Source organism: Kribbella sp. NPDC050470, assembly GCF_044458365.1.
In the GTDB taxonomy this organism is placed as follows: domain Bacteria; phylum Actinomycetota; class Actinomycetes; order Propionibacteriales; family Kribbellaceae; genus Kribbella.
In genome coordinates this window covers 593,169-617,361 of sequence record NZ_JBITHV010000001.1, presented here as the reverse complement: position 1 = coordinate 617,361, position 24,193 = coordinate 593,169, and the positions used below count along the sequence as shown (strand labels likewise).

General features: G+C 68.9%; 20 protein-coding genes. 17 read left to right on the top strand and 3 right to left on the bottom strand.

What is annotated here, in order from left to right:
- Positions 1-71: 71 nt before the first annotated feature.
- The 9 genes from ACIBGM_RS02805 to ACIBGM_RS02765 all read left to right on the top strand — a co-directional run bounded on the left by ACIBGM_RS02805 (position 72) and on the right by ACIBGM_RS02765 (position 10,778).
- Positions 72-1,721: a hypothetical protein gene (locus ACIBGM_RS02805; protein WP_360526759.1), complete on the top strand. Its 1,650-nt coding sequence runs from the start codon at positions 72-74 to the stop codon at positions 1,719-1,721.
- 91 nt (positions 1,722-1,812) lie between these two features.
- On the top strand, positions 1,813-2,886 hold the full coding sequence (locus tag ACIBGM_RS02800) for an NADH:ubiquinone reductase (Na(+)-transporting) subunit F (protein WP_396384258.1): 1,074 nt from the start codon (positions 1,813-1,815) through the stop codon (positions 2,884-2,886).
- Positions 2,883-4,064, top strand: a complete 1,182-nt coding sequence (locus tag ACIBGM_RS02795) for a hypothetical protein (RefSeq protein WP_360526753.1) — start codon at positions 2,883-2,885, stop codon at positions 4,062-4,064. Before ACIBGM_RS02800 ends, ACIBGM_RS02795 begins: the two co-directional genes overlap by 4 nt.
- The gene (mimD, locus tag ACIBGM_RS02790) at positions 4,061-4,432 is read left to right on the top strand and encodes a propane 2-monooxygenase effector subunit MimD (RefSeq protein WP_396384256.1); all 372 of its coding nucleotides are present in this window, start codon (positions 4,061-4,063) and stop codon (positions 4,430-4,432) included. The genes ACIBGM_RS02795 and mimD overlap by 4 nt, the downstream gene beginning before the upstream one ends.
- An 18-nt stretch (positions 4,433-4,450) precedes the next feature.
- Positions 4,451-5,494 carry an amidohydrolase family protein gene (locus ACIBGM_RS02785; protein ID WP_396384255.1) on the top strand — a complete coding sequence of 348 codons (1,044 nt, stop codon included), beginning with the start codon at positions 4,451-4,453 and terminating at the stop codon, positions 5,492-5,494.
- Entirely contained in the window at positions 5,494-6,210 is a 717-nt protein-coding gene (locus ACIBGM_RS02780; RefSeq protein ID WP_360526744.1) for an iron-sulfur cluster assembly protein, read from the top strand. The genes ACIBGM_RS02785 and ACIBGM_RS02780 overlap by 1 nt, the downstream gene beginning before the upstream one ends.
- The gene (locus ACIBGM_RS02775; protein ID WP_360526741.1) at positions 6,207-7,232 is read left to right on the top strand and encodes an NAD(P)-dependent alcohol dehydrogenase; all 1,026 of its coding nucleotides are present in this window, start codon (positions 6,207-6,209) and stop codon (positions 7,230-7,232) included. Before ACIBGM_RS02780 ends, ACIBGM_RS02775 begins: the two co-directional genes overlap by 4 nt.
- Before the next feature lie 77 nt (positions 7,233-7,309).
- Complete coding sequence (groL, locus tag ACIBGM_RS02770) at positions 7,310-9,001, top strand: chaperonin GroEL (RefSeq protein WP_360526738.1); 1,692 nt, start codon at positions 7,310-7,312, stop codon at positions 8,999-9,001.
- An 88-nt stretch (positions 9,002-9,089) separates the two neighbouring features.
- A complete protein-coding gene (locus tag ACIBGM_RS02765; RefSeq protein ID WP_360526735.1) occupies positions 9,090-10,778 on the top strand; it encodes a S8 family serine peptidase in 1,689 nt (562 codons plus the stop codon).
- A 3-nt stretch (positions 10,779-10,781) separates the two neighbouring features.
- Here the strand turns inward: ACIBGM_RS02765 and ACIBGM_RS02760 are convergent, their stop codons facing one another.
- Positions 10,782-11,177, bottom strand: coding sequence for a hypothetical protein (locus tag ACIBGM_RS02760; protein WP_360526731.1), 396 nt, complete (start codon positions 11,175-11,177; stop codon positions 10,782-10,784).
- A gap of 11 nt (positions 11,178-11,188) precedes the next feature.
- Positions 11,189-11,905 carry an FHA domain-containing protein gene (locus tag ACIBGM_RS02755; RefSeq protein ID WP_360526728.1) on the bottom strand — a complete coding sequence of 239 codons (717 nt, stop codon included), beginning with the start codon at positions 11,903-11,905 and terminating at the stop codon, positions 11,189-11,191.
- 190 nt (positions 11,906-12,095) lie between these two features.
- On the opposite strand from ACIBGM_RS02755, the gene ACIBGM_RS02750 reads away from it, so the two are divergent.
- From ACIBGM_RS02750 to ACIBGM_RS02720, 7 genes are read left to right on the top strand one after another with little or no spacing between them, the layout of a single operon-like run.
- Positions 12,096-13,385, top strand: a complete 1,290-nt coding sequence (locus tag ACIBGM_RS02750; protein ID WP_360526998.1) for a SidA/IucD/PvdA family monooxygenase — start codon at positions 12,096-12,098, stop codon at positions 13,383-13,385.
- A gap of 38 nt (positions 13,386-13,423) precedes the next feature.
- Positions 13,424-14,944: a PqqD family protein gene (locus tag ACIBGM_RS02745; RefSeq protein ID WP_360526725.1), complete on the top strand. Its 1,521-nt coding sequence runs from the start codon at positions 13,424-13,426 to the stop codon at positions 14,942-14,944.
- Positions 14,945-14,946: 2 nt separating this feature from the next.
- Positions 14,947-15,414: a cupin domain-containing protein gene (locus ACIBGM_RS02740; protein WP_360526722.1), complete on the top strand. Its 468-nt coding sequence runs from the start codon at positions 14,947-14,949 to the stop codon at positions 15,412-15,414.
- On the top strand, positions 15,411-17,069 hold the full coding sequence (locus ACIBGM_RS02735) for a class I tRNA ligase family protein (protein WP_360526719.1): 1,659 nt from the start codon (positions 15,411-15,413) through the stop codon (positions 17,067-17,069). Before ACIBGM_RS02740 ends, ACIBGM_RS02735 begins: the two co-directional genes overlap by 4 nt.
- A 6-nt stretch (positions 17,070-17,075) precedes the next feature.
- Positions 17,076-18,224, top strand: coding sequence for an NAD(P)/FAD-dependent oxidoreductase (locus ACIBGM_RS02730; RefSeq protein ID WP_396384253.1), 1,149 nt, complete (start codon positions 17,076-17,078; stop codon positions 18,222-18,224).
- Between the two features lie 6 nt (positions 18,225-18,230).
- Positions 18,231-19,496: an ATP-grasp domain-containing protein gene (locus ACIBGM_RS02725; protein ID WP_360526713.1), complete on the top strand. Its 1,266-nt coding sequence runs from the start codon at positions 18,231-18,233 to the stop codon at positions 19,494-19,496.
- A gap of 24 nt (positions 19,497-19,520) precedes the next feature.
- Positions 19,521-21,311 carry an ABC transporter substrate-binding protein gene (locus ACIBGM_RS02720; protein ID WP_360526710.1) on the top strand — a complete coding sequence of 597 codons (1,791 nt, stop codon included), beginning with the start codon at positions 19,521-19,523 and terminating at the stop codon, positions 21,309-21,311.
- A 78-nt stretch (positions 21,312-21,389) separates the two neighbouring features.
- On the opposite strand, the gene ACIBGM_RS02715 is transcribed toward ACIBGM_RS02720, so the two are convergent.
- Positions 21,390-22,634 carry a cytochrome P450 gene (locus ACIBGM_RS02715; protein WP_360526706.1) on the bottom strand — a complete coding sequence of 415 codons (1,245 nt, stop codon included), beginning with the start codon at positions 22,632-22,634 and terminating at the stop codon, positions 21,390-21,392.
- Positions 22,635-22,864: 230 nt separating this feature from the next.
- Between ACIBGM_RS02715 and ACIBGM_RS02710 the strand changes: the two genes are divergently transcribed.
- On the top strand, positions 22,865-24,169 hold the full coding sequence (locus tag ACIBGM_RS02710; RefSeq protein ID WP_396384252.1) for an MFS transporter: 1,305 nt from the start codon (positions 22,865-22,867) through the stop codon (positions 24,167-24,169).
- Positions 24,170-24,193 lie beyond the last annotated feature (24 nt).

Here is a 24,193-nt window from a genome sequence, read left to right as displayed (position 1 = left end):
GCCGCGTCCGGCAGCGCGTGCCCGACGCGGCGGGGGCCGATCCGGCGGCCACAGCCACGGGAGGGAGAGCCATGAGTCGCCAGAGTGTGGCCAAGGCCCACCAGAAGATCCAGGAGCTGTCCTGGGAGCCTGCGTACCACGAGCCCGTCTCCCAGTACGGGACCGACTACACGTTCCAGAAGGCTCAGAAGAAGGACCCGCTGAAGCAGGTCCTGCGGTCCTACTTCCCGATGCAGGAAGAGAAGGACCACCGCGTGTACGGCGCCTCGGACGGAGCGATCCGGGGCAACATGTTCCGCCAGGTCCAGGAACGCTGGCTGGAATGGCAGAAGCTGTTCCTGAGCATCATCCCGCTGCCGGAGATCTCGGCGGCCCGGGCGATGCCGCTGCTGTTCCGGACCGTGCCGAACCCCGAGTTGCACAACGGCCAGGCGATCCAGATGATCGACGAGGTCAGGCACTCGACGATCCAGCAGAACCTCAAGCGCCTGTACATGAACAACTACATCGACCCGGCAGGCTTCAACTCCAGCCTGCGCAACTTCCAGAACGACTACTGCGGGACCATCGGCCGGCAGTTCGCGGAAGGCTTCATCACCGGTGACGCGATCACGGCGGCGAGCATCTACCTCACCATCGTGGCCGAGACCGCCTTCACCAACACGCTGTTCGTCGCGATGCCCGCCGAGGCGGCCGCGAACGGCGACTACCTGCTGCCGACGGTGTTCCACTCGGTGCAGTCCGACGAGTCACGGCACATCAGCAACGGGTACGCGACCCTGCTGATGGCGCTGGCCGACGAGGGCAACCACCAGCTGCTGGCCCGCGACCTGCGGTACGCGTGGTGGAACAACCACCGGGTCGTCGACGCGGCGATCGGCACCTTCATCGAGTACGGCACCAAGGACCGCCGCAAGGACCGCGAGAGCTACGCCGAGATGTGGCGCCGCTGGATCTACGACGACTACTACCGCAGCTACCTGGTGCCGCTGGAGAAGTACGGACTCGAGATCCCGCACGACCTGATCGAGGAGGCCTGGAACCAGATCTGGAACAAGGGGTACGTGCACGAGGTGGCGCAGTTCTTCGCCACCGGCTGGCTGGCGAACTACTGGCGGATCGACCCGATGACCGACAAGGACTTCGAGTGGTTCGAGTACAAGTACCCCGGCTGGTACGACAAGTACGGCAAGTGGTGGGAGAACTACAACCGGCTCTCGGTGCCGAACGGTCACCACCCGATCGTGTTCGAGGACGTGGACTACGAGTACCCGCACCGCTGCTGGACGTGCATGGTGCCGTGCCTGGTCCGTGAGGACATGGTGATGGCGAAGGTCGACGGCCAGTGGCGGACCTACTGCCACGAGATGTGCAAGTGGACCGACGAGACGGCGTTCCGGCCGACGTACCAGGGCCGGCAGACGCCGAACATGGGCCAGCTGATCGGCCACCGCGAGTGGGAGACGCTGTACCACGGCTGGAACTGGGCCGACGTGGTCAAGGACATGGGCTTCGTCCGTGACGACGGCAAGACGATGACCGCGCAACCGCATCTCGACCTGAACCCGGACAAGATGTGGACGCTCGACCACCTGCGGCGCTGCCCGCCCCTGCAGAGCCCGAACGTGCTGCTGAACGAGATGACCGACGACGAGCGGACGGCCTTCGCAGCCCGCTACGTCCGCGGCGGGCCGGCCGGAAGAGCTCCGGTCGACGCCTGACCGGCGTACCGCCACGCGGGAGGGCAGGGCCAGTCTGCCCTCCCGGTCCTCTCCCCTGTCCCCTCCCTGTCAACGCAGCTGTGAGGAGCCCATGGGCGACAAGCACGTCGTACGGTTCGAACCCGTCGGCATCGAGATCGAGGTCGACGAGGAGCAGACGATCCTGCGCGCCGCGGCCGAGCAGGGCGTCATGCTGATGCACGGCTGCAAGGAGGGCCAGTGCTCGTCCTGCAAGTCGTTCGTGCTCGACGGCGACGACATCGAGCTGGACCGCTACTCGACGTTCGCGCTGCCCGAGTACGAGCTGGACGAGGGCTACACGCTGCTCTGCCGGGCGCACCCGTACGAGGACCTGACCATCGAGCTGCTCAACTACGACGAGGACATGATCCGCTCGGGGCTGCCGATCCAGACCGGCGTCGCCGAGGTGGTCGCGAACACCGCGGTCACGCACGACATGCGGCACCTGGTGCTGCGGCTGCTGGAGCCGGGCGAGCTGAAGTACTTCCCCGGCCAGTACGTCGACATCGCGGTGCCCGGGTCCGCGGCCACCCGGTCGTTCTCGATGGCGAACACGTCCAGCCGGGACGGGGGCCTGCTCGAGTTCGTGATCAAGATCTATCCGGGCGGGCTGTTCTCGTCGTACCTGGACCAGCGGCTGGCCGTCGGCGACCGGCTCGACCTGACGGGTCCGTTCGGGGTCTTCACGCTGCGCGACAACCCCGGCGCACGGCTGGTGTTCCTCGGCGGCGGCGCCGGGATGGCGCCGGTGCTGGCGCTGCTGCGGTCGATGGCCGAGCGTGCCATCGACCGGCCGACGATCTACTACTACGGCGCGCGCACCCGGCGTGACCTGTGCTTCGACGAGGAGCTCAGGGCGCTGTCCACCACGCTGCCGAACTTCCGCTACGTTCCGGCGCTGTCCGAGCCGGCCGGCGACGACGAATGGGACGGCGAGGTCGGTCTGATCACCGACGTCGTCGCCCGGCACGAAGACGACCTGGCCGGCGCCGACGCGTACGTGTGCGGCCCGCCGCCCATGGTCGAGGCCGCGCTACCCCTGCTGGAACGGCTGGGCGTCGCGCAGAAGCGCATCTTCTACGACAAGTTCACCACCACCGGCGAGGCCGGTGATCCCGAGGCGATGGGGGCAGAGAACAGATGACGACCACACAGGACACCACTCAGGAACGGAGTGTGCCGAAGCCGGTCTTCACCGATGCCGAGGCCGGCGCCAAGGTGTTCCCGGACTCGACGGCCCGCCGGTACAACTACTACACCCCGCAGAAGCGCAAGCAGAGCCACTACGAGGACGTCACGGTCGAGGTGCAGCCGGATCCGCGGCACTACCTCAGCCAAGGCTGGCTGTACGGGTTCTCCGACGGCCGCGGCGGCTACCCGCTGGACTGGACCGTGCTGAAGGCGTGGGGATCGGACCGGCCGGAGCCGGAACGCGGACCAGGCACGGGCGGCACGGGCTACGAGTGGCCGGCGCTCGGCTGGCACGAGTTCCGGGACCCGAACGAAGAATGGGAGATGACGCTCTACCGGTACAACTCCAACGTCGTCCGCCAGGTCACCCAGAACGTCGAGGCGGCCAAGGCGACCAAGGCCTTCGACCAGTGGAACCGCAACTGGGTCCGGTTCATCGAGCAGCATGTCGGTGCCTGGATGCACGTGGACCACGGCCTGGGCCTGTACCTGTTCGCGAACGCGAACCGGCGGGCGCCGACCAACATGCACAACAACGCGATCTCGGTGAACAGCATGCACCGGATCCGCGCGGCGCAGGACCTGGCGCTGTACAACCTGACCCTGTCCGAGGAGCTCGACGACTTCGACGGCAGCGCGCACCTGGAGACCTGGAACTCCGACCCGGCCTGGCAGGGAGTGCGGGACCTGGCCGAGCGGCTGACCGCGATCGACGACTGGTGCGAGGCGATCTTCGCCGCGAACGTCGTGTTCGAACCGCTCGTCGGCGAGCTGTTCCGCAGCCAGCTGGTCCAGCAGGCCGCCCCCGGCAACGGCGACTTCGTGACACCGACGGTGATCGGCGCGGCGGAGTACGACTTCGCCGAGCGCGACCTGCGCTACACCAAGGCGATGTTCGAGCTGCTGACCGCGGACCGGGAGTTCGCCGACCACAACAAGGCGATCCTGCAGGACTGGCTGTCCGAGTGGACGTCACGGGCGATCGAGGCGGCCCGGACGCTGCAGCCGCTGTGGTCGCAACCGGACACCAAGCCACCCCGATTCGAAGACGGGCTGGACCGGGCGAAGAGCCGCTTCAGCGGCATCGTCGTCGGACTCGGCCTCGAGGAGCCGAAGGAGCTGGCACAGTGAGCACCACCTTCACCACCGCAGAGAGCCCGTTCAAGTCCGACAGCACCGCGTCCAACAAGTGCGGTTTCACGCTGATGAACAACCAGGTCGGGGAGGTCGTCGCCGAGGTCATGGGCAAACTGGACAACGTCACCCTGACGCCGCTGCCGTCGATGATCAGGGTCGACGCGGTCGGCAAGATGGAGGTCGTCTACGACGAGATCTCCGAGGCGCTGGGCGAGGAGCCGGGCTACTTCGACCAGGCCGAGTTCGAGGAGAACATGTCGACGCACTACGGCCGGATGATCCACACCGACGACCGGACGATCCTGGTCGCGAATCCCGAGGACGCGGCCGAATACCTCGGCTTCGACCTCAGGGCCGTCTGACAACACCTGGAGGCGACCGTGTACGAGAAGGATGGCGAGAAGTACTTCGTGGTCGACAGCCACATGCACTTCTGGGACGCCTCACCCGACAACTGGGTGCCGGGCCAGGAGCAGTACGCGAAGGGCTGGATCGAGTGCTTCCACGCGTACATGGGTCTGGCGCCCAGCGAGACCCACTGGCCGATCGAGAAGTTCATGAAGTACTCCGAGGACGACCTGATGAAGGACGTCTTCGAGGACGGCTACGTGGACGTCGCGATCTTCCAGCCGACGTACCTGAAGGAGTGGTACCGCGACGGGTTCAACACCACCGAACGCAACGCCGCGCTGGGTGAGAAGCACCCGGGCATGTTCGTGCACAACACCCGGTTCGACCCGCGTGACGGCGACGCCGGGCTGGAGGAGCTGAAGCGCAACGTCGACCGGTACGGGTCCCGCGGCGTGAAGCTGTACACCGCCGAGTGGAACGCCGGCTCGCGCGGCTACAAGCTGACCGACCCGGCGGCCTACACCTACCTGGCGAAGGCGCAGGAGCTCGGCATCAAGAATATCCACGTCCACAAGGGCCCGACGATCTGGCCGCTGGACAAGGACGCGTTCGACGTGGCGGACATCGACCACGCGGCGACGGACTTCCCGGAGCTCAACTTCATCGTCGAGCACGTCGGGCTGCCGCGGATCGAGGACTTCTGCTTCATGGCGACCCAGGAGCCGAACGTGTACGCCGGCCTGGCCGTCGTCATCGGCGGCCTGATGCACGCCCGGCCGCGGTTCTTCGCCAAGGTGATGGGCGAGCTGCTGTTCTGGGTCGGCGAGGACAAGATGACCTTCGGCAGCGACTACGCCATCTGGGAGCCGAAGTGGCAGGTCGAGGGCTTCGTCGACTGGGACTTCCCGGACAGCGAGGAGTTCTCGGACTACCCGCGGCTCGGCGTCGAGGGCAAGAAGAAGATCCTCGGCCTGAACGCGGCGAAGCTCTACGACATCAAGGTGCCGGACGAGCTGCAGCTCAAGCACGCCGAGCCCGCCGCCCAGGACGACGCGAAGCTGGTCACCCAGTAATGACGGCCGCGGTCGCGGAGCGGTCCCGGGTCCTCACCGCGCTCGACGCGGTGCGGGACCCGGAGCTCGACGAGCCCATCACGACGCTGGGGTTCGTCTCGTCGTGCGTCGTGTCGGCAGCCGGTGACGTCGTCGTCAGGCTCCGGCTGCCGACGTACTTCTGCGCGCCCAACTTCGCGTTCCTGATGGTCGCCGACGCGTACGACGTGGTCTCGGCGCTGCCCGAGGTCCGCAGTGCCGACGTGGCGCTGGAGGACCACTTCGCCGCGCCGGCGATCAACGCCGGGGTGGCGGCCCGGGCCGGCTTCGTGGCCTCGTTCGAGGGCGAGGCCGTCGAGGAGCTGGACGAGTTGCGCCGTACCTTCGTCGCGAAGGCGGTGCTGGCCGGCACCGACCAGGTGTGCCGGCCGTTGCTCGCCGCCGGCCTCGACCCGGCGGCACTGGCGACGATGACGCTCGGCGACCTGCCCCCGTCGGCACAGCTGGACCGGCTGTGCCGGCGGCGGGCCGAGCTGGGCCTGCGGACCGATCCGGCCGCTCCGCTGCTCGTCGACCCTGGCACCGGTGACCCGGTCACCGGTGCCGCGGTGTCGCTGCACCTGGGCAAGGCACGGATCACCAGAGTCGGTATCGAGGCCAACACCGGCATCTGCCGGGGCATGCTGCGACACCGATACGGAACGACCGGTGCGGGTGAGGAGGAGGACCAGGAATGAAGGCCGTTCGACTGCACGGATACCACCAGCAACCGGTGGTCGAGGACGTCCCGGAGCCGAGCGTCAAGGGCCCGCTGGACGTGGTCGTCAAGATCGGCGGCGCCGGCGTGTGCCGCACCGACCTGCACATCATCGAAGGCCAGTGGGCCGAGGCCATGGCTCCGGCACTGCCCTACACGATCGGCCACGAGAACGCCGGGTGGGTGCACGAGGTCGGCTCGGCCGTCTCCAACGTGCAGGTCGGCGACACGGTGATCCTGCACCCAACCCCGACCTGCGGGCTCTGCCAGGCCTGCCGGGCCGGCAACGACATGCACTGTGCGTTCAGCACGTTCCCCGGCCTGGACAGCGACGGCGGGATGGCCGAGTACCTGCTGACGTCCGCGCGGGCCTGCGTGAAGCTCGACCCGTCGACGCAGCCGAAGGACGTCGCGGCGCTGGCCGACGCCGGCATCACCGCCTACCACGCGGTCCGCAAGGCGATCCCGCTGCTGTCCCCCGGCACGACCTGCGTGCTGATCGGCGCCGGCGGGCTCGGTCACATCGGCATCCAGTGCCTGGCCGCGCTGACCGCGACCACGATCGTCGTGGTCGACCGCAACCCGGACGCGCTCAAGCTCGCCGAGCAGCTCGGCGCCGACCACACGATCGTTGCTGACGGCAAACACGTGGCGGCGGTGCAGGAGCTCACCGGTGGCCCGGGCGCGAACGTCGTACTCGACTTCGTCGCCGAGCAGGGCGCCGAGGCGGACGGCTTCGCGATGACCGCGCCGGGCGGTTCGTACTTCGTCATCGGGTACGGCGGCCAGCTGCAGATCCCGACCCTGGACATCATCTCCACCGAGCGCAACATCATCGGCAACATCGTCGGCACCTACAACGACCTGGCCGAGCTGATGGCGCTGGCCCAGGCCGGCAAGGTCACGCTGCACACCAGGACCTACCCGCTGGAGGCGGCCGTCGAGGCCGTCGCCGATCTCGACGCCGGCCGGGTGCGGGGCCGCGCGATCCTCGTTCCCTAGCGCGCTCAGCCGGCACCCGAACCGGCACCGAACCGACACACCGTTCGCCCGGACCGGGCAGTCAAGGAGGAGGGGCCATGGCCAAGGAACTGCGATTCGGTGAGCAGGCGCGCGAGCTGATGCTGGCCGGCGTGGACCAGTTGGCGGAGGCGGTCAGATCGACCCTCGGCCCGAAGGGCCGCAACGTCATCCTGGAGAAGATCACCGGCTCGCCGGTGGTCACCAACGACGGCGTCACGATCGCCCGGGAGATCCACCTCAAGGACCAGTTCGAGAACATGGGCGCCCAGCTGGTCAAGGAAGCCGCGATCAAGACCAACGACATCGTGGGCGACGGCACCACTACTGCGACGGTGCTAGCGCACGCGATCGTCCGCGAGGGCATGCGGGCGATCGGCTCCGGCGGCAACCCGGTCCTGGTCAAGCGCGGTATCGACCTCGCGGTCGCGCGGCTGGTCGACCGGCTGCGCGAGGTCGCCCACCCGGTCGTCACCGAGCACGACTTCGCCCGGGTGGCGGCGATCTCGGCCAACGACGACGACCTGGTCGGCGCGGTGATCGCGAAGGCCCTGCACTCGGTCGGCGCCGGCGGCATCGTGACCGTCGAGGAGTCGACCGCGCACGGGATGCGGGTGGACTTCGTCGAGGGCTTCGAGTTCGACAACGGCTACCTGTCGCCGTACATGGTGACCGATCCGGGCAGTCTGCAGGCGGTGCTCGACGACCCGTACATCCTGCTGTGCAGCGAGAAGATCACCAAGGTGCAGGAGCTGATGCCGCTGCTGGACAAGATGATGCGGGAGCCGAAGCCGCTGGTGATCATCGCCGAGAACCTCGAGGGCACCGCGCTCAGCATGCTCGTGCACAACCACGTCAACGGCCACATCCAGTGCGTCGGCGTCAAGGCGCCGGGCTTCGGCGACCGGCGGCTGCACAAGCTGGAGGACATCGCGGCGATCACCGGTGGCGCGGTGCTCAGCCGGCACTCGGGCTTCACGCTGGAGACGATGACGCTCGAGCAGCTCGGCCGGGCCGACCAGGTGCGGGTGACCGCCGACCGGACGGCGATCATCGCCTCCGCCGGCCACGAGCAGGATGTCGCCTTCCGGCTCACCCAGCTGCGGGCCGAGCTGGAGCGGGCCACGTTCGGGGTCGACGAGGACGTGCTGACCGAGCGGATCGGCGCGCTGTCCGGCAAGGTCGCGGTGATCCAGGTCGGCGCACCGACCCCCGCGGAGCTGAAGGAGCTCCAGCACCGCGTCGAGGACGCGCTGTCGGCGACCCGGGCGGCGATGGCCGAGGGTATCGTCGCGGGCGGTGGGGTGGCGATCCTGCACGCGGCGTCGGCCCTCGACGACCTCGAGGTGAAGGACGACTACGCGATCGGCGTGGAGATCGTACGGCGGGCGTTGCGCGAGCCGGCGTACCTGATCGCGGCGAACGCGGGCTACTCCGGCGAGGAGGTGCTGGAGCGGATCGAGCAACTCGGACCGGACGACGGCTTCGACGCCCTCGAAGGCCGCTACGGCAACATGCTCGAGATGGGTGTGGTCGACCCGCTCCGAGTGGCCAGATCAGCCCTGCAGAACGGCGCTTCGGTCGCCGGCCTGCTGCTCACCACCAACACCCTGATCGCGGAGGAGCAAACCCCCTGGGGTGGCAGCCCCGCCCTGATGACCGAGTACGGCGCCCTCGACGAAGGCCTCCACCAACCCTCCCCCGACTCCAGCACTCCCCAATCCCTAGGCCTGGGCCCCTCCGTCGGCTGAGCTTGACAGGGCGAATCGCCTGGGTGTTTGTGGTAAGTGCCGGACGCCCTCTTCCAGGGCGACGTCGCGTTGGGGGGCGCAGCAGCGGATGAACGGACGAGTCGCGAGGCGAAGGACGAAGTACGCCGAACCGGTCTTCCAGGCTTTCGCCGTGAAGACGACGAGCGGTGCCGCGCGGGCGAAGCTCGACAAGGCGATCGCCGACGAGCTCGGCGATCACTGGCAGGTGCGGAACTACGGTGGCCGGACCAACTACTTCGAGGTGTTCGCCGAGGAGGGCGCACTGAAGGCCGCGGACGCGTGGGACCGGACCTACCGGCTCCGGGCGTACCGCGGGATCGCCAGCGCCGAGCCGGTCTTCAAAGCCTGGGTCACGGATCGCCCGGACTGGGGGATCACCGGCGACGGAAGCCTGGAAGCCGCGGCGTTCGGCGCGGCCGACTGGTTCTGCGGGAGTGGGGACGACCTCGCCAAGGCGAAGCCGCACGAGTGGAGCCTGGCGATGACCAAGGTCGTCCAGGCCTGGTCCCATCACTTCACGGACCCGAGCAAGCCACCCGGCCTCGACGTGGTCGTCGGTCACCCGGACACCGGCTACCGCAAGCACCCGGAGATCGCCTCGAGCCTGCTGGCCGACCAGGGCTTCGACCTGTTCCGCAACGACAGCGACGCGCTGGACGAGCTCAGAGGTGGCCTGCCCTGGCGAACGCCAGGCCACGGGACCGCGACCGCGAGCGTCATCGTCAGTCCCCAGGCCAACGCGCACAACGGTGTGTCAGGCACCGCGCCGTTCGCCAAGCTGATCCCCTACCGCGTCTCGGACAGCGTTGTCGTCCTCGACACCCTCAATCTGGCGCGCGCGATCGAGATGGCCGCCGACCGCGGCGCCCACGTCATCTCCATGAGCATGGGCGGCCTCGGCAGCGACCGCCTGCACGACGCCGTCGTCTACGCCCGGAACAAGGGCGTCATCGTGCTCGCGGCCGCCGGGAACTGCGTCCGCTTCGTCGTCTTCCCCGCCGCGTACGACGAAGTGGTCGCCGTCGCCGCCTGCGACGCCGCGGGCAACCCGTGGAGCGGCTCGTCGAGGGGTCACGCGGTCGACATCACCGCGCCGGGCGACCGGGTCTGGCATGCGAAGGCGCACAAGAACGACAATCGCGCCGACGTGACTCAAGGCTCCGGTACTTCGTACGCCGTCGCGACCGTCGCCGGAATCGCGGCACTGTGGCTGTCGAAGCACGGCCGCAACACCGTCATCCAGGCCTGCGGCGGCCGGGAGAAGATCGCCCCGACCTTCCTGCAACTGCTCCGGTCCACCGCGGCGCCCATGCCCGGCTGGCCCACCGGCCAGTTCGGCGGTGGCCTGGTCGACGCGGACGCACTCCTGTCCGCGCCCCTCCCCAACGGCCGCACGGTGCCCACACTCGCGCCGACCGCGGACGAGCACGCGGCCGTCGACCGCGGTGGAAGCAGAACCTTCGGCCACCTCTACGACGCCGGCGACACCGTCACGACGCTCGACGGACTCAACGCCGGTTTGGCCACCGTCCTCAACACCACCACCGACAAGGTCCCGGTCGACCTCGGCCAGGTCGGCCAGGAGCTCGCCTTCCACCTCGCCACCGACCCCGCCCTCTACCGCCGGTTCGAAGCGATGCTGACCGCCACGGACCGAGGCCTCGCGGCAACCGCCAACAGCAATGCCGACACCATCCGCGACGACCTCCTGGCCAAGAGCGTGTCTCCCGCCCTCAAGGCCAAACTCAACGGATAGCGGTCAGACCAGTGCTGCGAGCAGGCCGAGAATCGGCGCCCCGGCTGCTCCCAGCCACTGGGCCAGGGTGCGGAGGGGGGTGAACAGGGCCGATGCGGCTGAGGTCAGGGAGCCTGCGGCGATCAGGATGCGGGTCAGGCGCTCGAGCCTCCCGGCGATCCGTTGCCGATCGGGCTCGGGCCGGCTGAGGCCGGTCTCGACCTCGTGGAGCTCGGTCTGCGCAGCGGCGGAGGTTGCCGGGTCGAGCGGCGTGGCCTGGACGCCCGCGCGCAGGTCGGCAAAGGCCTGCCGGGCCTGCTCCGGTGTCACCACGATGCCGGTCTGGCCGCCGGTGATGTGCTGATCGCGGCCGACGTTGTTGATGTTGGCGGCGTTCTGGTTGCCGATGTTGAAGGTCATCGCGACTCATCTCATCCGCGGGGTGGCGGTAGTTCCCGGTCGACCCGGCGGCGGCGCGCGGTGGCGACGATGTGCAGCACGATCCCGGCGACGATCAGCAGCATGCCGATGAGATTGACCAGGCCGCCGAGCGCGAACACCAGGAAGCCGCTGAAGTCGTCCTGCGTGGGCATGCCGGAGGCGGACGAGAAGTCCAGGATCTGGCCGAAGTAGGTGTACCAGCCGACGGCGGCGATGCCGAGCCCGATCAGGAACACCACGACACCGGTCCAGATCAGTCCCCGCGCCTTCGTCTTCGTGGCGGCGATCTCGCGGAAGAAGTTCTCCCGCTGCTGGATGACGTACTGGTCCCGCGCCACGTTGTTGATCGTGTGCGCCTGCTGAGCGCCGACGTCGTAGCGGACCGCGGTCGGCGGGCCGCCGTCGGTGCGGTAGCGCAGCCGCAGGTCCGCGAACGTCACGTGGTCGCCCGGGTTCAGCCGCCGCGGCGCCTTGATCGCCTCCCCGTTCACGAAGGTGCCGCCGGCCGAGCCCAGATCCTCGACGTAGTCCACACCGCCCTGCTGCCACAGCGCCGCGTGCGTGCGGCTCAGGTACGGGTCCTCGAACCGTACGTCGCAGCCCGTCGACCGGCCGACCGTCAGGCGGCTGCCGGTCAGGTTGATCCGCTGCCCTTCGTGCGATCCGGTCTCCACCACGAGGTACGGCGTACTCGATCCATCGGTCATCGTCCGCTGCGGTGATCGCGGGCACCCAGCCCGTCCGCACCGCACCCCCACTCATCAGCAAAGCACTCGCACGGGACCGCAACAAGATGCAACCACCGGTGTATCACCGGGGACCGGCGGGGCGCTCTCGAAAGGAGGTGATGGCGAGAGACGAGGCGGGCTGATGGTTGAGCAGGGGTCTTTGTCCGAGGTGGAAGTCGAACTGCTGGCCATCGGGGCCGGGCCGTCCAACTTGGGGCTGGCGGTGGCGCTCGAGGAGTTGGCGCCGGAGCTGGCCGAGCGGTCGCTGCTGATCGACCGGAACCTGGCGATCGAGTGGCAGCCGGGGATGTTGATGCCGTGGGCCACCAGTCAGGTGTCGTTCCTGAAGGACCTGGTGACGCAGCGGGACCCGCGGAGCCGGTTCTCGTTTCTGAACCACTTGTACGAGACCGGGCGGCTGGACTCGTTCGTCAACATGAGCACGTTCACGCCGTACCGGGTCGAGTTCGCCGAGTACCTGCGCTGGGTGGCGGAGTCGCTCACCCGGGTCCGGATCGAGCTCGGCCGCGAGTGCGTGGCGGTGGCGCCGCGACGGGACGAGACCGGAGCGGTCACGGGCTGGCTCACGACGCTGGCCGACGGTAAGGCGATCAGCAGCCGCTTCCTCGTGTACGGCGGCAGCCGTGAGCCGAACATCCCGCCCGTCCTCGCCGACCTGCCGCCGAACCGAATCGTGCACAGCACCGACTACCGCCGCCGCGTGGCCGAGCTGTCCGGCGAGCTGCCCTACCGGGTCGCCCTGGTGGGCAGCTCGCAGAGCGCCGCGGAGATGTTCCGCGCCCTGCGCGACGACCTGCCGGACAGCGACATCAGCTGGCTGATGCGGTCGATCGGGCTGAGCTCGGACCAGTCCAGCAAGTTCACCAACGAGCTGTACTACCCGTCGTACGTCGACGAGTTCTACGACGCCCCGCCCGCGGCGCGCGAGCAGATCCTGCGGGAGATGTACCGGACCAACTACTCCGTCGTCACTCCCCCGATGCTCGAGCACCTGTACGCCGACCTGTACCTGGACCAGTTCAACGAGCGCACCGACCGGCGGCTCGTCACGATGGTCGACATCACCGCCGCCCGCGAGGCCGGAGACGAGGTGGTGCTGGAGCTGACCGACCGCCGTACCGGCGCCGTCACCGAGTTGCACCGCGACCTGGTCTTCCTGGGCACCGGCTTCGACACCCGGATGCCGCGGATGGTCCGCGAGCTGGCGAGCAGCCTCGAGCTGGACCGGATCGACGTCTCCCGGCAGTACCGGCTGGAGCTCGGCGCCGACAGCACCGCGGCCTGCTACCTCCAAGGCGTCAACGAGGAGACCCACGGCATCTCCGACTCCCTGCTGAGTGTGCTGGCCCAGCGGGCCGAGGAGATCTGCCGCGACATCCTCGCCCACCGCGACCGGGTCCCCGCGGCTGTATCAGCGGAGCGGCCGTCCGGGCTCTAACGCGTGGGAGAACCACCCAGCCCTCGAGGGAGAGCCGGATGACAACACTCGAACTGGATCGTGCCCCGGCCGACGACGTGACGCGGGCACGGGACCAGGCGTTCGCAGGTCTGCGAGCAGCGATGCCACCCGACATCATGGCCGAGGCGTTGCGCTGCAGCGGCCGGCTCGAGGCCGAGCTGCCGCACCGGCCGGAGCTGGAGAAGAACCTCGTCCTGGTGGCGTTCGGCGGCGGCAAGGACAGCTCGTACATGCTGGCCTTCGTCCGGGCGATGCAGCTGATCCTGTACAAGGTGCACGGCCGGACGTTCCGGATGCGGGTGGCGACCAACCGGCACGCCGGCATGCCGCGCGCCGTGATGGAGAACATCGACCGCGAGTACCGCGCCCTGCGGCTCAACGACGACCCGGACTGCGAGCTGCTGCTCGTGGACGGCGACGAGATCAGCGAGTTCGACGTCGACTCCCCGCAGCGCGACCACGTCGTACGGCGGAACCGGCTCGACATCCTGATGACCGGCCACCGCACGTTCGCCGACGGGCGGCCGACGTTCTGCAACTCGTGCAACCTCAGCGTCTTCAACGCGTTCGGCCTGGCGGCGGCGTACGGCGACGGCGCCGACGTGCTGATCACCGGCGACTCGCCGCAGGAGCAGCGCCAGTACACCTTCTGGGTCGGCCGGCTGTCGCGCCGGCTGAAGACCGCGCCGGCCCGGCGCGAGGGCCAGAACGGCTTCGGCCGGGTGCTCGGCCAGCTCGACGGCATCGCGCAGTCGTACTTCGCCGACATCCACGGCCCGGAGGCGATCGACGCGATCGCCGACCGCCGGGTCAGCACCGAGGTGCCGGAGCGGCTGAAGTTCTTCACCATCTACGGCGAGACCGCGTACGCGGCCGGCGACCACTTCGACCTGCTGACCGGTTTCCTCGGCTTCCAGTTCGACGACCTCGCCTTCAGCTTCACCGAGTCCGACTGCGCGAACCCGGCGCTGATGGCGCACCTGCGAGGGCTGAAGGCCGAGCACCTGTTCCAGCGCTCGTACGACGAGGGCCTGGCCGAGTACGTCGAGTTCGCGCTCGGCCTGATGCGCAAGAAGGACATCCCGGACGGGCTGGTGGAGATGATGCGCGCCCGCTACGACAGCCCGGACGCGCTGAAGCGGATGCGGCTCGCCGCCCAGGAGTACGCGCTGGACACCTTCGGGCTCACCGAGGAGCACCTGGTCTGCATGACGTACTCCCCGTTCGCCGGACAAGGCGAAGGGCTCGAGCGGTTCCTGAACCGCGAACACCCGAGCCTGGCCGCCCGCCTCGGCGAGATCCACCGCCTGCTGGGCGGCGCGTCCAACGATCCGGAGCTGGCCGCCGAGCTGGAGCGGATCAGCGGCCTCGAGCCGAGCCAGTTGCGAGTGCTGTACAGCCGGTCGGTGCAGACACCCGGCGGCGGTGGCGCGCCGGTGATCGACCTGATCCTGGCCGGCGACCCGCACAAGGCCGTCATCGAGACCCGGCACACCCAGGACGGTCCGAACACCTTCGAGCAGATTTCTGGACGGTAACCATGGTCGTACACATCTCCCGGCTTGACCGCGACAACCTGCTTCACGAGTACGGCGTGGACACGCAGCGACTGCAGCCGTGGCCGGTGCTGAACGCGCCGTTCGAGGTCTCCTACGCCGTCTGCCGTGCGGGGACGGTGTCCAAGCTGCACACCCACCACGAGCAGGAGATCTTCGTCGCGGTCTCCGGCGAGTGCATCGTCGAGTGCGGCGGCGACCGGCAGCCGTTCCGGGCCGGCGACGTCACCTACTTCACGCCCGGCCAGCTGCACCGCGTGCACAACCACAACGACGAGGACTTCGTCTTCTGCAGCATCTGGTGGGACCCGGAGATGTCCCACCGGTTCCTCGCCGAGTACGCCGGCTCGGACACCGAGGCGCTCGCCGCCAAGGCCGCCGCGAACGTCGCCGAGAACGCCCAGGCCGCCGAGGCCATCGAGACCGCCGAGCGAGTAGGAGCCAGCGAATGACCCGTGTGCTGCCGTCCGAGGACGACCGTCCCGTCCTCGTCCTCGGTCCGAACCCGACCCCGAACGGCGGGATGCACCTCGGCCACATCGCCGGGCCGTACCTGGCCGGCGACGTGTACGCGCGGTACCAGCGGGCCCGCGGCCGGAACGTCATCTTCACCTCCGAGACCGACGACAGCCAGACCTACGTGGTCGCCTCGGCGGGCCGGGAGGGCATCACGCCGGAGGAGCTGTGCAAGCGCTCGACGGCGAGGATCCAGGAGGCGCTGAGCGCGATCGGCATCTCGATCGACGGGTTCGGCCCGTTCGACCAGACCTACCGTGCCACCGTGCTGCAGTACTTCAGCGCGCTGCACGCGGCCGGCGTGTTCCGGCTGAAGACCGTCCGGCTGCCCTACCTGGAGCGGACCGGCGAGTTCATGGTCGAGGGCCTGATCGAGGGCGACTGCCCGGTCTGCCTGACGACCAGCCGCGGCGGACTGTGCGAGACCTGCTGCCACCCGAACAACTACGACCAGCTGATCGACCCGCACTCGACGATCGACCCCAGCGACAAGCTGACCTATCGCGAGGCCACCATCATGGTGCTGCCGCTGGAGGAGTACCGCGAGCAACTGACGGCGTACCACGAGAAGCTCGCCGCGCACCGGCGGCCGCACGTCCGGCAGATGATCGCCGAACTGCTGGCCCGGCCGCTGCAGGACGTGCCGATCACGTTCCCGCTGTCCTGGGGCATCCAGGCGCCGTTCCCGGAGGTTCCGGGGCAGGTGCTGAACGCCTGGCTCGAGCTGATCCCGGCCGGCATGTTCACCACGTCGTACGCCGCGAACAAACTCGGCCGGGACACCGTGCCGGGTGAGTTGTGGCGGAAGGCGGAGAACCTGCGGATCGTGCACTTCCTCGGCTTCGACAACGCCTACTACTTCTGCCTGCCGCACATCGCGATGCTGATGGCGCACGGCGACAAGTACGTCTGGCCGGAGTCGATCATCAACAACGAGTTCTACGAGCTGGAGAGCTCGAAGTTCTCCACCAGCAAGGGACACGTGCTGACGCCGCAGGAGCTGCTCGAGGAGGTGCCGCGCGATGTCGCCCGGCTCTACCTTGCGCTGACCGCACCGGAGTACCAGCGGTCCACGTTCAGCCGGGCCGGCCTGGACAAGATGGCCGAGGAGCGGCTGGTCGGCCCCTGGAACCAGCTGGCCGGGACGCTCGCCAAGGCGATCGCCAACGCCGGCGACGACAGCAGCCGGCTGCCGGTGTCGGACGCTGCCCGGAGCCGGATCACCATCATGCTCGAGCGGTTCGACCTCGGCTACGAGATGCCGACGTTCAACCTGAACCGTTCGGCCGACACCGTGCTGATCCAGATCGACCGGTTGCGGCGGCGCGCGGCGGCACTCGACGGTGTCGGGCTGGACGAGCAGCCCGAGAGCTGGGGCGACCTGTTCTGCGAGGTCAAGGCACTGCTGGCGCTGGCGTCACCGATCCTGATCGACCTCTCGGACGCGGCACGTGGAGCCGGCGCCTTCGACGACTCGCCGGACGCCGGGCCCCTGGTCGCCGGAGCCTTCGACGTCGCCGAGGTCACGCCGTTCGCGCCACCGCTGCTCGCGGCCGGCCCGGCCGGCGGCGAGCTCGCCGGAGGCCGGTGATCCCGGATGCGCATCACCGTGGTCGGCGGCGGCGTGATCGGACTGCTGACGGCGATCGAGTGCGTCCGCGCGGCCGGCGTGGACGCGGTCGATCTCGTCGACGCGGGCCCGATCCCTTCGCCGTCGGCCACCTCGAACGACCGGCTCCGCGTGGTCCGCGCGCTGCATCGCGGTGAACCGGCACTGACGCAGGCGGCCGCACAAGCACATGCCGGGTGGATGGACGTCGAGGACCAGGTCGGCTCACGCTTCTACCACCCGGCCGGCGCACTCACCGCGATGCCGGTACAGGACGCTGCGGCCGAGCTCGCCGTACTCACTGCGGCCGGCGCGAAGGCTTGGACGCTGTCCCCGGACGAGTTGGCGGGCCGGTATCCGCGGATCCGGTTCCCAGACGGGACCGGCGCCGTACTGGAGGCCACGGCCGGCGTCGTCCTGGCCGATCACGCGCTGGTCGCCCTGGCACGCTGGCTGAGCCGTCGGCCGGAGGTCCGGCTGCACCCGCACAAGCGGGTCGTCGAGATCAGTCAGAACGACCAGGGCGCTTTGATCCGCTGCGCCGACGGCGGGACCCATACGGCCGACCGGGTGGTGATGGCGGCCGGGCCGTGGTCCCGCGAACTCGTTCCTGCCGCGATCTCCTCGGACCTCACGCTGTACCGGCAGACCATGCTGTCGTACCGGGCGCCGAAGTGGTTCCGGGACTCGACCGGCATGCCCGCCGTACTCGGGCTCGGCCCCGCTCGCGACGCCTGGCTGATGCCGACCGTGCCACAGTCGGATGCGCCGCTGCGGTTGAGTGCCGCGAGCGCCTGTCGGCCGGTCGACGAGATGACCGATCGGGTCACGCCCGACCAGTGGCGCGCACACCTCGTCGACGTCTTCTCCGAGTTGTTCCCGGACTTCGATCCCGCCGCGGTGGTCGACTCGACTGACGGCTTCTACCTCGCCGAGCGGACGCGCGGTGGGCCGATGCTCGCGACGTACGGCGCCGGCACGGTCCTCGCGTACGCCGCCTGCGGCGGGATGTCGTTCAAGTTCGCGCCGCAGATCGCGCGGGCGATCGCCGATCGTGCCGTCGGAGCGCCGCCCCGCCCGACCGGCCTGGACTCGGTCGACAGGCCGCGGCACCTCGCCGCGGTCGGTGAGGAGTAGAGGACCATGAAGCTGCTCGCACTCGAAGCCGTGCAGAACGCCGGCTACTACCAGTCCCGCTACCGCCAGGTCGAGGAGTTCGGCGGCACCCTGTTCGTGCTCAACGGCCTCGGCGAACCGGACTACTGGCCGGCCCCGCGCTACCGGATCGCCGGCTCGAAGCACATCGACGACATCATCGCGGTCGCTCGCGACTGGCATGCCACCGAGCAGTTCCACGGCGTACTCACGTTCTCCGAGTCGGGAGTGCTCACGGTCGCCGCGGTGGCCGAGGCGCTCGGCCTGCCCGGAGTCGGCCTGGACGCGGCGAGGGTCAGCCGGAACAAGCTCCTGATGCGGGAGGCCCAGCAGCGCGGTGGCGCTCCGGTGCCCCGGTTCCGGTTGGCGCCGGACGTCGACGCCGCGCTCGCGGCCGCCGGCGAGTTCGGCTACCCGGTCATCCTCAAGCCGACGTTGGGTGCCGCGAGCAACTTCGTCTTCCGGATCGACGGCCCGGACGAGCTGCGGACCACGTTCCCGCAGGCGCTGGCCGGGATGGCGCAGATGTCGTGGCTCCGGATGGAGGCCGACGGCATCGACCTCGGGCCGGCCGGGTTGCTGGTCGAGTCGTTCCTGGACGGGCACGAGATGCAGATCGAGGCGCTCGCCTGGGACGACGAGGTGTACCTGGGCTCGATCGTCGACCGGATCACGATCGAGGGCAACACGTTCGACGACGACGCGCACCGGGCGCCGACCGCGCTCGATGCCGACCAGCTGGCCGCTGTGCACGAGGTCGTCACCAAGGCGGCGCATGCGCAGGGCCTACGGCGCAGCGTGATGCACGCCGAGGTCCGTTTCCACCAGGGCAAGCCGCACCTGCTGGAGATCGCCGTACGACCTGGTGGTGGCGGGCTGGACTACTTCGCCCGACTGAGTGCCGGGTATTGCCCGATCCGCGCGACGATGGCGGTCGCTGCCGGGATCAAGCCCGACGTGCACCATTACCGCCCGACCGGTGTGCACCTGGCCGGCACCTGCCTGATCGGCGGACCCGGCCTGATCGAGGAGATCACCGTGCCGCCCGCGGTGTCGGAGTCCGACCGGGTGTTCTTCCTGAAGATCACGGCGAAGCCGGGTGACGTGGTCCGGCGCCCGCCGGACGGCAACAACATCCTCGGCTTCCTCTGCACCAGCGGACCGACCTTCGACGAGGCGATCCGGACGGCGTTCGAGTTCGCCGCGCAGATCGACGTACGCCTAGCGGCCACGGCTCCCCGCCTGACGGCCTGATTCAACTGACGAGAGGTGACCTGGATGTCCACTGTGCTGAGCGAGCAGCAGTCCGACCAGCCGTCCGAGGACGGCCGGCCGATCAAGGGTGGCACGGTCACCTGGGCCTGCAACCCCGGCTTCCCGCCGGCCGCCATCTTCCCGTTCACGCCGCGGGAGCGGATCGGCATCCGCAACCTGTACGAGTTCCAGGTGCTGATGTTCCGCCCGCTGTACTGGCTCGGCTACCAGGGCCGGCCGGAGGTGAACCCCGACCTGAGCCTGGCCTACCCGCCGGAGTGGAGCGAGGACGGGCTCAGCGTCACCGTCACGCTGAAGCCGTGGCAGTGGTCCAACGGTGAGCCGATCTGCGCCGACAACGTGATGTTCTGGGTGAACATGATGGCGGTCAAGGGCGACCGGCTCGGCTACTACGTCCCCGGCTACTTCCCGGACAACCTGACGTCGTACGAGAAGGTTGCCGAGGACAAGGTCCGGTTCACCTTCCAGGAGGTGTACTCCAAGACCTGGGTGGAGATGAACCAGCTGTCGCTGATCACGCCGATGCCGAAGGCCTGGGACCGGACCGAGGACGGACCGGCCCGGGCGTCGTACGACGTCGCCGACATCCCGGCCGTCTACGACTACCTGGTCTCGCAGAACGGCGACTGGACGGTCGAGGCGAACCACTTCCGGGGCGGCTGGGCCGAGAGCCCGGTCTGGAGCGTCGTCAACGGTCCGTGGCGGCTGAAGAGCTACACCCTCGACGGCGTGGTCACCTTCGTCCCGAACGACAAGTACTCCGGCCCGAACAAGCCGCACCTGGACGAGTTCCGGCAGGTGCAGAACGACACCGACGAGCTGATGTACGAGCGGCTGCAGGCCGGGCCGGACGCGCCGGACGGGATCCAGATCGGGTACCTGCCGTTCGGGATGGGGCTCACCGACGACGGCGCGGACCCGCTCGCGGACAAGTACCGGCTGGTGCCGCAGGACCTGTTCGTGGTGCGCTACATGCCGTTCAACTTCGACAACGACTCGACGGCGGCGCGGATCTACAAGCACACCTACGTCCGGCAGGCGCTGCAGATGTGCCTGGACCAGGACCGGGCGATCCGGGAGATCTACCACGGCAACGCGTACCGGATGGACGGGCCGGTGCCGCCGTCGCCGGCCAACCCGCACGTGTCGCCGAAGCAGCGCAAGGAGCCGATGCCGTTCGACGTCGACGCCGCCCGCGAGCTGCTCGAGGCGCACGGCTGGGACACCAGCACGTTGCCGGCCGGCTGCGTCCAGCCGGGTGAGGTGGCCGGTTGCGCCGGCGAGGGCGTCGACATCGGCGACCGGCTGTCGTTCACGGTCCGGTACGTCGAGGGCAAGGTCGCGCTGACCCGGATGCTCGAGATGTTCAAGGAGGACGCGGCCAAGGCGGGCATCGAGCTGAAGCTGGAGCCGGTGTACGGCTCGGTGATGGTGGCCGAGGACCACAGCCCGAACGTCCCGAGCAAGCGGCTGTGGGAGATCAACACCTGGAACGGCGGCTGGTCGTACTACGGTCACCTCACCGGCGAGATGTTGTTCGCGACCGGTGGCGGCAGCAACTTCGGCGACTACAGCGACCCGAAGGCCGACGAGCTGATCGACCGGACCGTGCACAGCGACGACCCGGAGGCGATGTACGAGTACCAGGACTACATCGCCGAGCAGGTGCCGACGATCTGGTCGCCGGGCTTCCCGAACCGGATGTTCGAGGTCGCGAAGAACCTGCGCGGCGTCGAACCGGTCAACCCGTACGGCCTGATCACCCCCGAGGACTGGTTCTACGTCGAGGAGTGATTCCCGCTTCCGAGCAACGAAGAGACACCGCCCCGGCCGAGTCGGCCGGGGCGGTGTTCTCGTTGCCTGCTTCGGATCTCAGGACTTGGGCGGGATGGTGGCGGCCGGCAGGTGGTGCATGCCGCGCAGCAGCGTGCTCGGCTCCCACTCCAGGAAGCTCGGGTCCGCCGTCATCCGCAGGTCCGGGAAGCGTTCCAGCAACCGGGTCAGCGCGATGTTCGTCTGCAGCTTGGCCAGCGGCTGGCCGATGCAGAAGTGCGGACCGTGGCCGAACCCGAGAACGCCGTTGGGACGGCGGTCCAGGTCGAGCGTGTTCGCGTTCGGGAACTGCTCGTCGTCGCGGTGCGCGGACAGGATCGACAGCGCCAGGATGTTGTTCTTCGGCACCACGACGTCGCCGATCTCGATGTCCTCGGCGGTGAACCGGAAGGTGGCCACGCCGACCCCGCCGTCGTACCGCATCAGCTCGTCGATCGCCTGCGGCATGATCTCCAGGTCGCCGCGCAGCCGGGCCATCGCGTCGGGGTTGGTGAGCAGGCTCAGGATGGCGTTCGACAGCGTGTGCTGGGAGGTGATGTGCCCGGCCACCGTGTACAGGAAGATCATCGCGACGAGCTCGTCGTCGGACAGCCGGTCGCCGTTCGGGGAGCCCTCGATCATCGCGCTGACCATGTCGTCGGCCGGGTTGCTGCGCTTCATCTCGATGATCCGGTGGCCGTACTCGATCACGTTCTTCGAGGCGTTCTCGACCACCTCGGCCGGGTGGCCGGCGCCGACCAGCTCGACCGCCCACTGCTGGAACCGCTCGCGGTCCTCGAACGGGATGCCGAGCACGTCGCAGATGATCACGATCGGCAGCGGCTGGGCGTACTCGCCGACCAGGTCGACGTCGTCGCGGCCCTCGAGCTTGGACAGGTAGTCGTCGACGAGCTGCTCGATGCGCGGCCGGAAGGCCTCCATCCGGCGCAGCGTGAAGGCCTTGCTGACCAGCGAGCGCAGCCGGGTGTGCCGGGGCGGGTCGCTGTTCAGCATGTGCTGGGACAGCTCGTCGTCGAAGCCGACGTCGGGCTTCTCGTCCTCGACGTAGGTGCCGGTGTGGCGGGCGAACATCTCGTTCATCCGCCGGCCGTCCTTGCTCACCCGCGGGTCCTGGAGCAGCGCGCGCACGTCGGCGTACCGGGTCACGAGCCAGACGTCGGCGCCGTGCGGGAAGATCACGTGGTGCACCCGGCCGGCCTTCCGGTACGGCTCGAGAATCTCGTACGGCCTCTGCATGAAGTCGTCCGGGATCCGCTGGAGGGCCTCCGTCGTTTCTGTGGTCATAAGGTCCGATCCTCCTGGCTGCAGGCATGTCGACAAGAGCGCACGTGCGCTCGGCTACGCGTCGCCGTCACCTCATCAGAGGCGTGGTCGGCCCGGCTCTGATACGCCTTGTTTTGTTGGCTTCGACCCCTGTGCGTGAGCCGCTCGGAGCGGTAGCCTGCGGGACCAAATGCCTTCCGGCAATGACCTGCCGGAGCATGGCGCTCGCCGGCATCGAGGGGAAACATCTGATGAGCGAAGAACGCGAACCGGGCACGACCAAGCAGCCAGGCGAAGGGCTCGGCGCCATCGCCACCTGGCGCCAGACGTCGGTCACGTCGAAGGCGCTGCTGTTCGGTGTCTTCGTCAACCGGCTGGGCGCCTTCCTGCAGATCTTCCTGGTGCTGTTCATGACGCACCGCGGGTTCACCGCCGGCCAGGCCGGCTTCGCCCTCGGCGTGTACGGCGCCGGCCATGTGCTGGGGTCGTTCGTCGGCGGCTGGCTCACCGACCGGCTGAGTGCCCGGGCGGCGACGTTGATCAGCATGCTCGGCTCCGCCGCGCTGATCGTCTCGATCCTGTACATCGACGTCTACTGGGTGATCCTGCTGGCGATCCTCACGGTCAGCACCGTGAGCCAGCTGAACCGCCCGGCCGCGCAGGCGATGCTGGCCGAGCTGACCAAGCCGGGCCAGCTCGTGATGACGATGGCGATGTACCGGCTGGCGATCAACCTGGGCACCGCGGTGACCCCGATCGTCGGCGTCGCGCTGGTGTCGGTCTCGTACAACCTGCTGTTCTGGGCCGAGGCGTTCGCGGCCGTCCTGTACAGCGCGATCGCCTGGAAGTTCCTGCCGGGCAAGGCCGACAGGGACCCGGCAGCCGATGCGGCCAAGGCCGCAGAACCGAAGCAGGGCTACCGCGCGGTGCTGGCCGACTGGCGCTACGACTTCTACCTGGCCGCCGTGTTCCTGGTGACGATCGTCTACTGCCAGTACATCGCGGTGCTCCCGCTGGCGATCGTGGACGACGGCCTGAGCCTGTGGTGGTACAGCCTGGTCGTCTCGGCGAACGCCGTCGTCGTCGCGGTGTGCGAAGTACCGGCGACCAAGTACGTGCAGACCTGGCCGCTGCGGCTGACCGCCATCGCCGGCTTCGGCCTGGTCGCGGTCGGGTACGGCGTCTACGCGATCGCGCTGATCCCGGTGCTGCTGATCATCGGCACGCTGATCTGGACGATGTCGGAGATCATCGGGGCGCCGACCACGTTCGCCTACCCGGGCATGGTCGCACCGCCGCACCTGCGCGGCCGGTACTCCGGCGCCATGCTGAGCGTCTTCGGTCTCGGCAACGCGGTCGGTCCGGCCGTCGGCGTCTGGCTGTGGGACAAGGTCGGCCAGACGTTCTGGCTCTGGGCGGCCGGCGTCGCGATCCTCTCCGCGGTCTGCGCCCGGATCGGCATGCGCCGCCCCGACGAGCAGCCGGCCGAAGCCAAGTCCGAGGCCGACGCGGCTACCGACGCCACTCCTGGTCCCACCCCCGAAGCCGCGACCTGAGCAAACCATAAAGAAGGGCCGGTA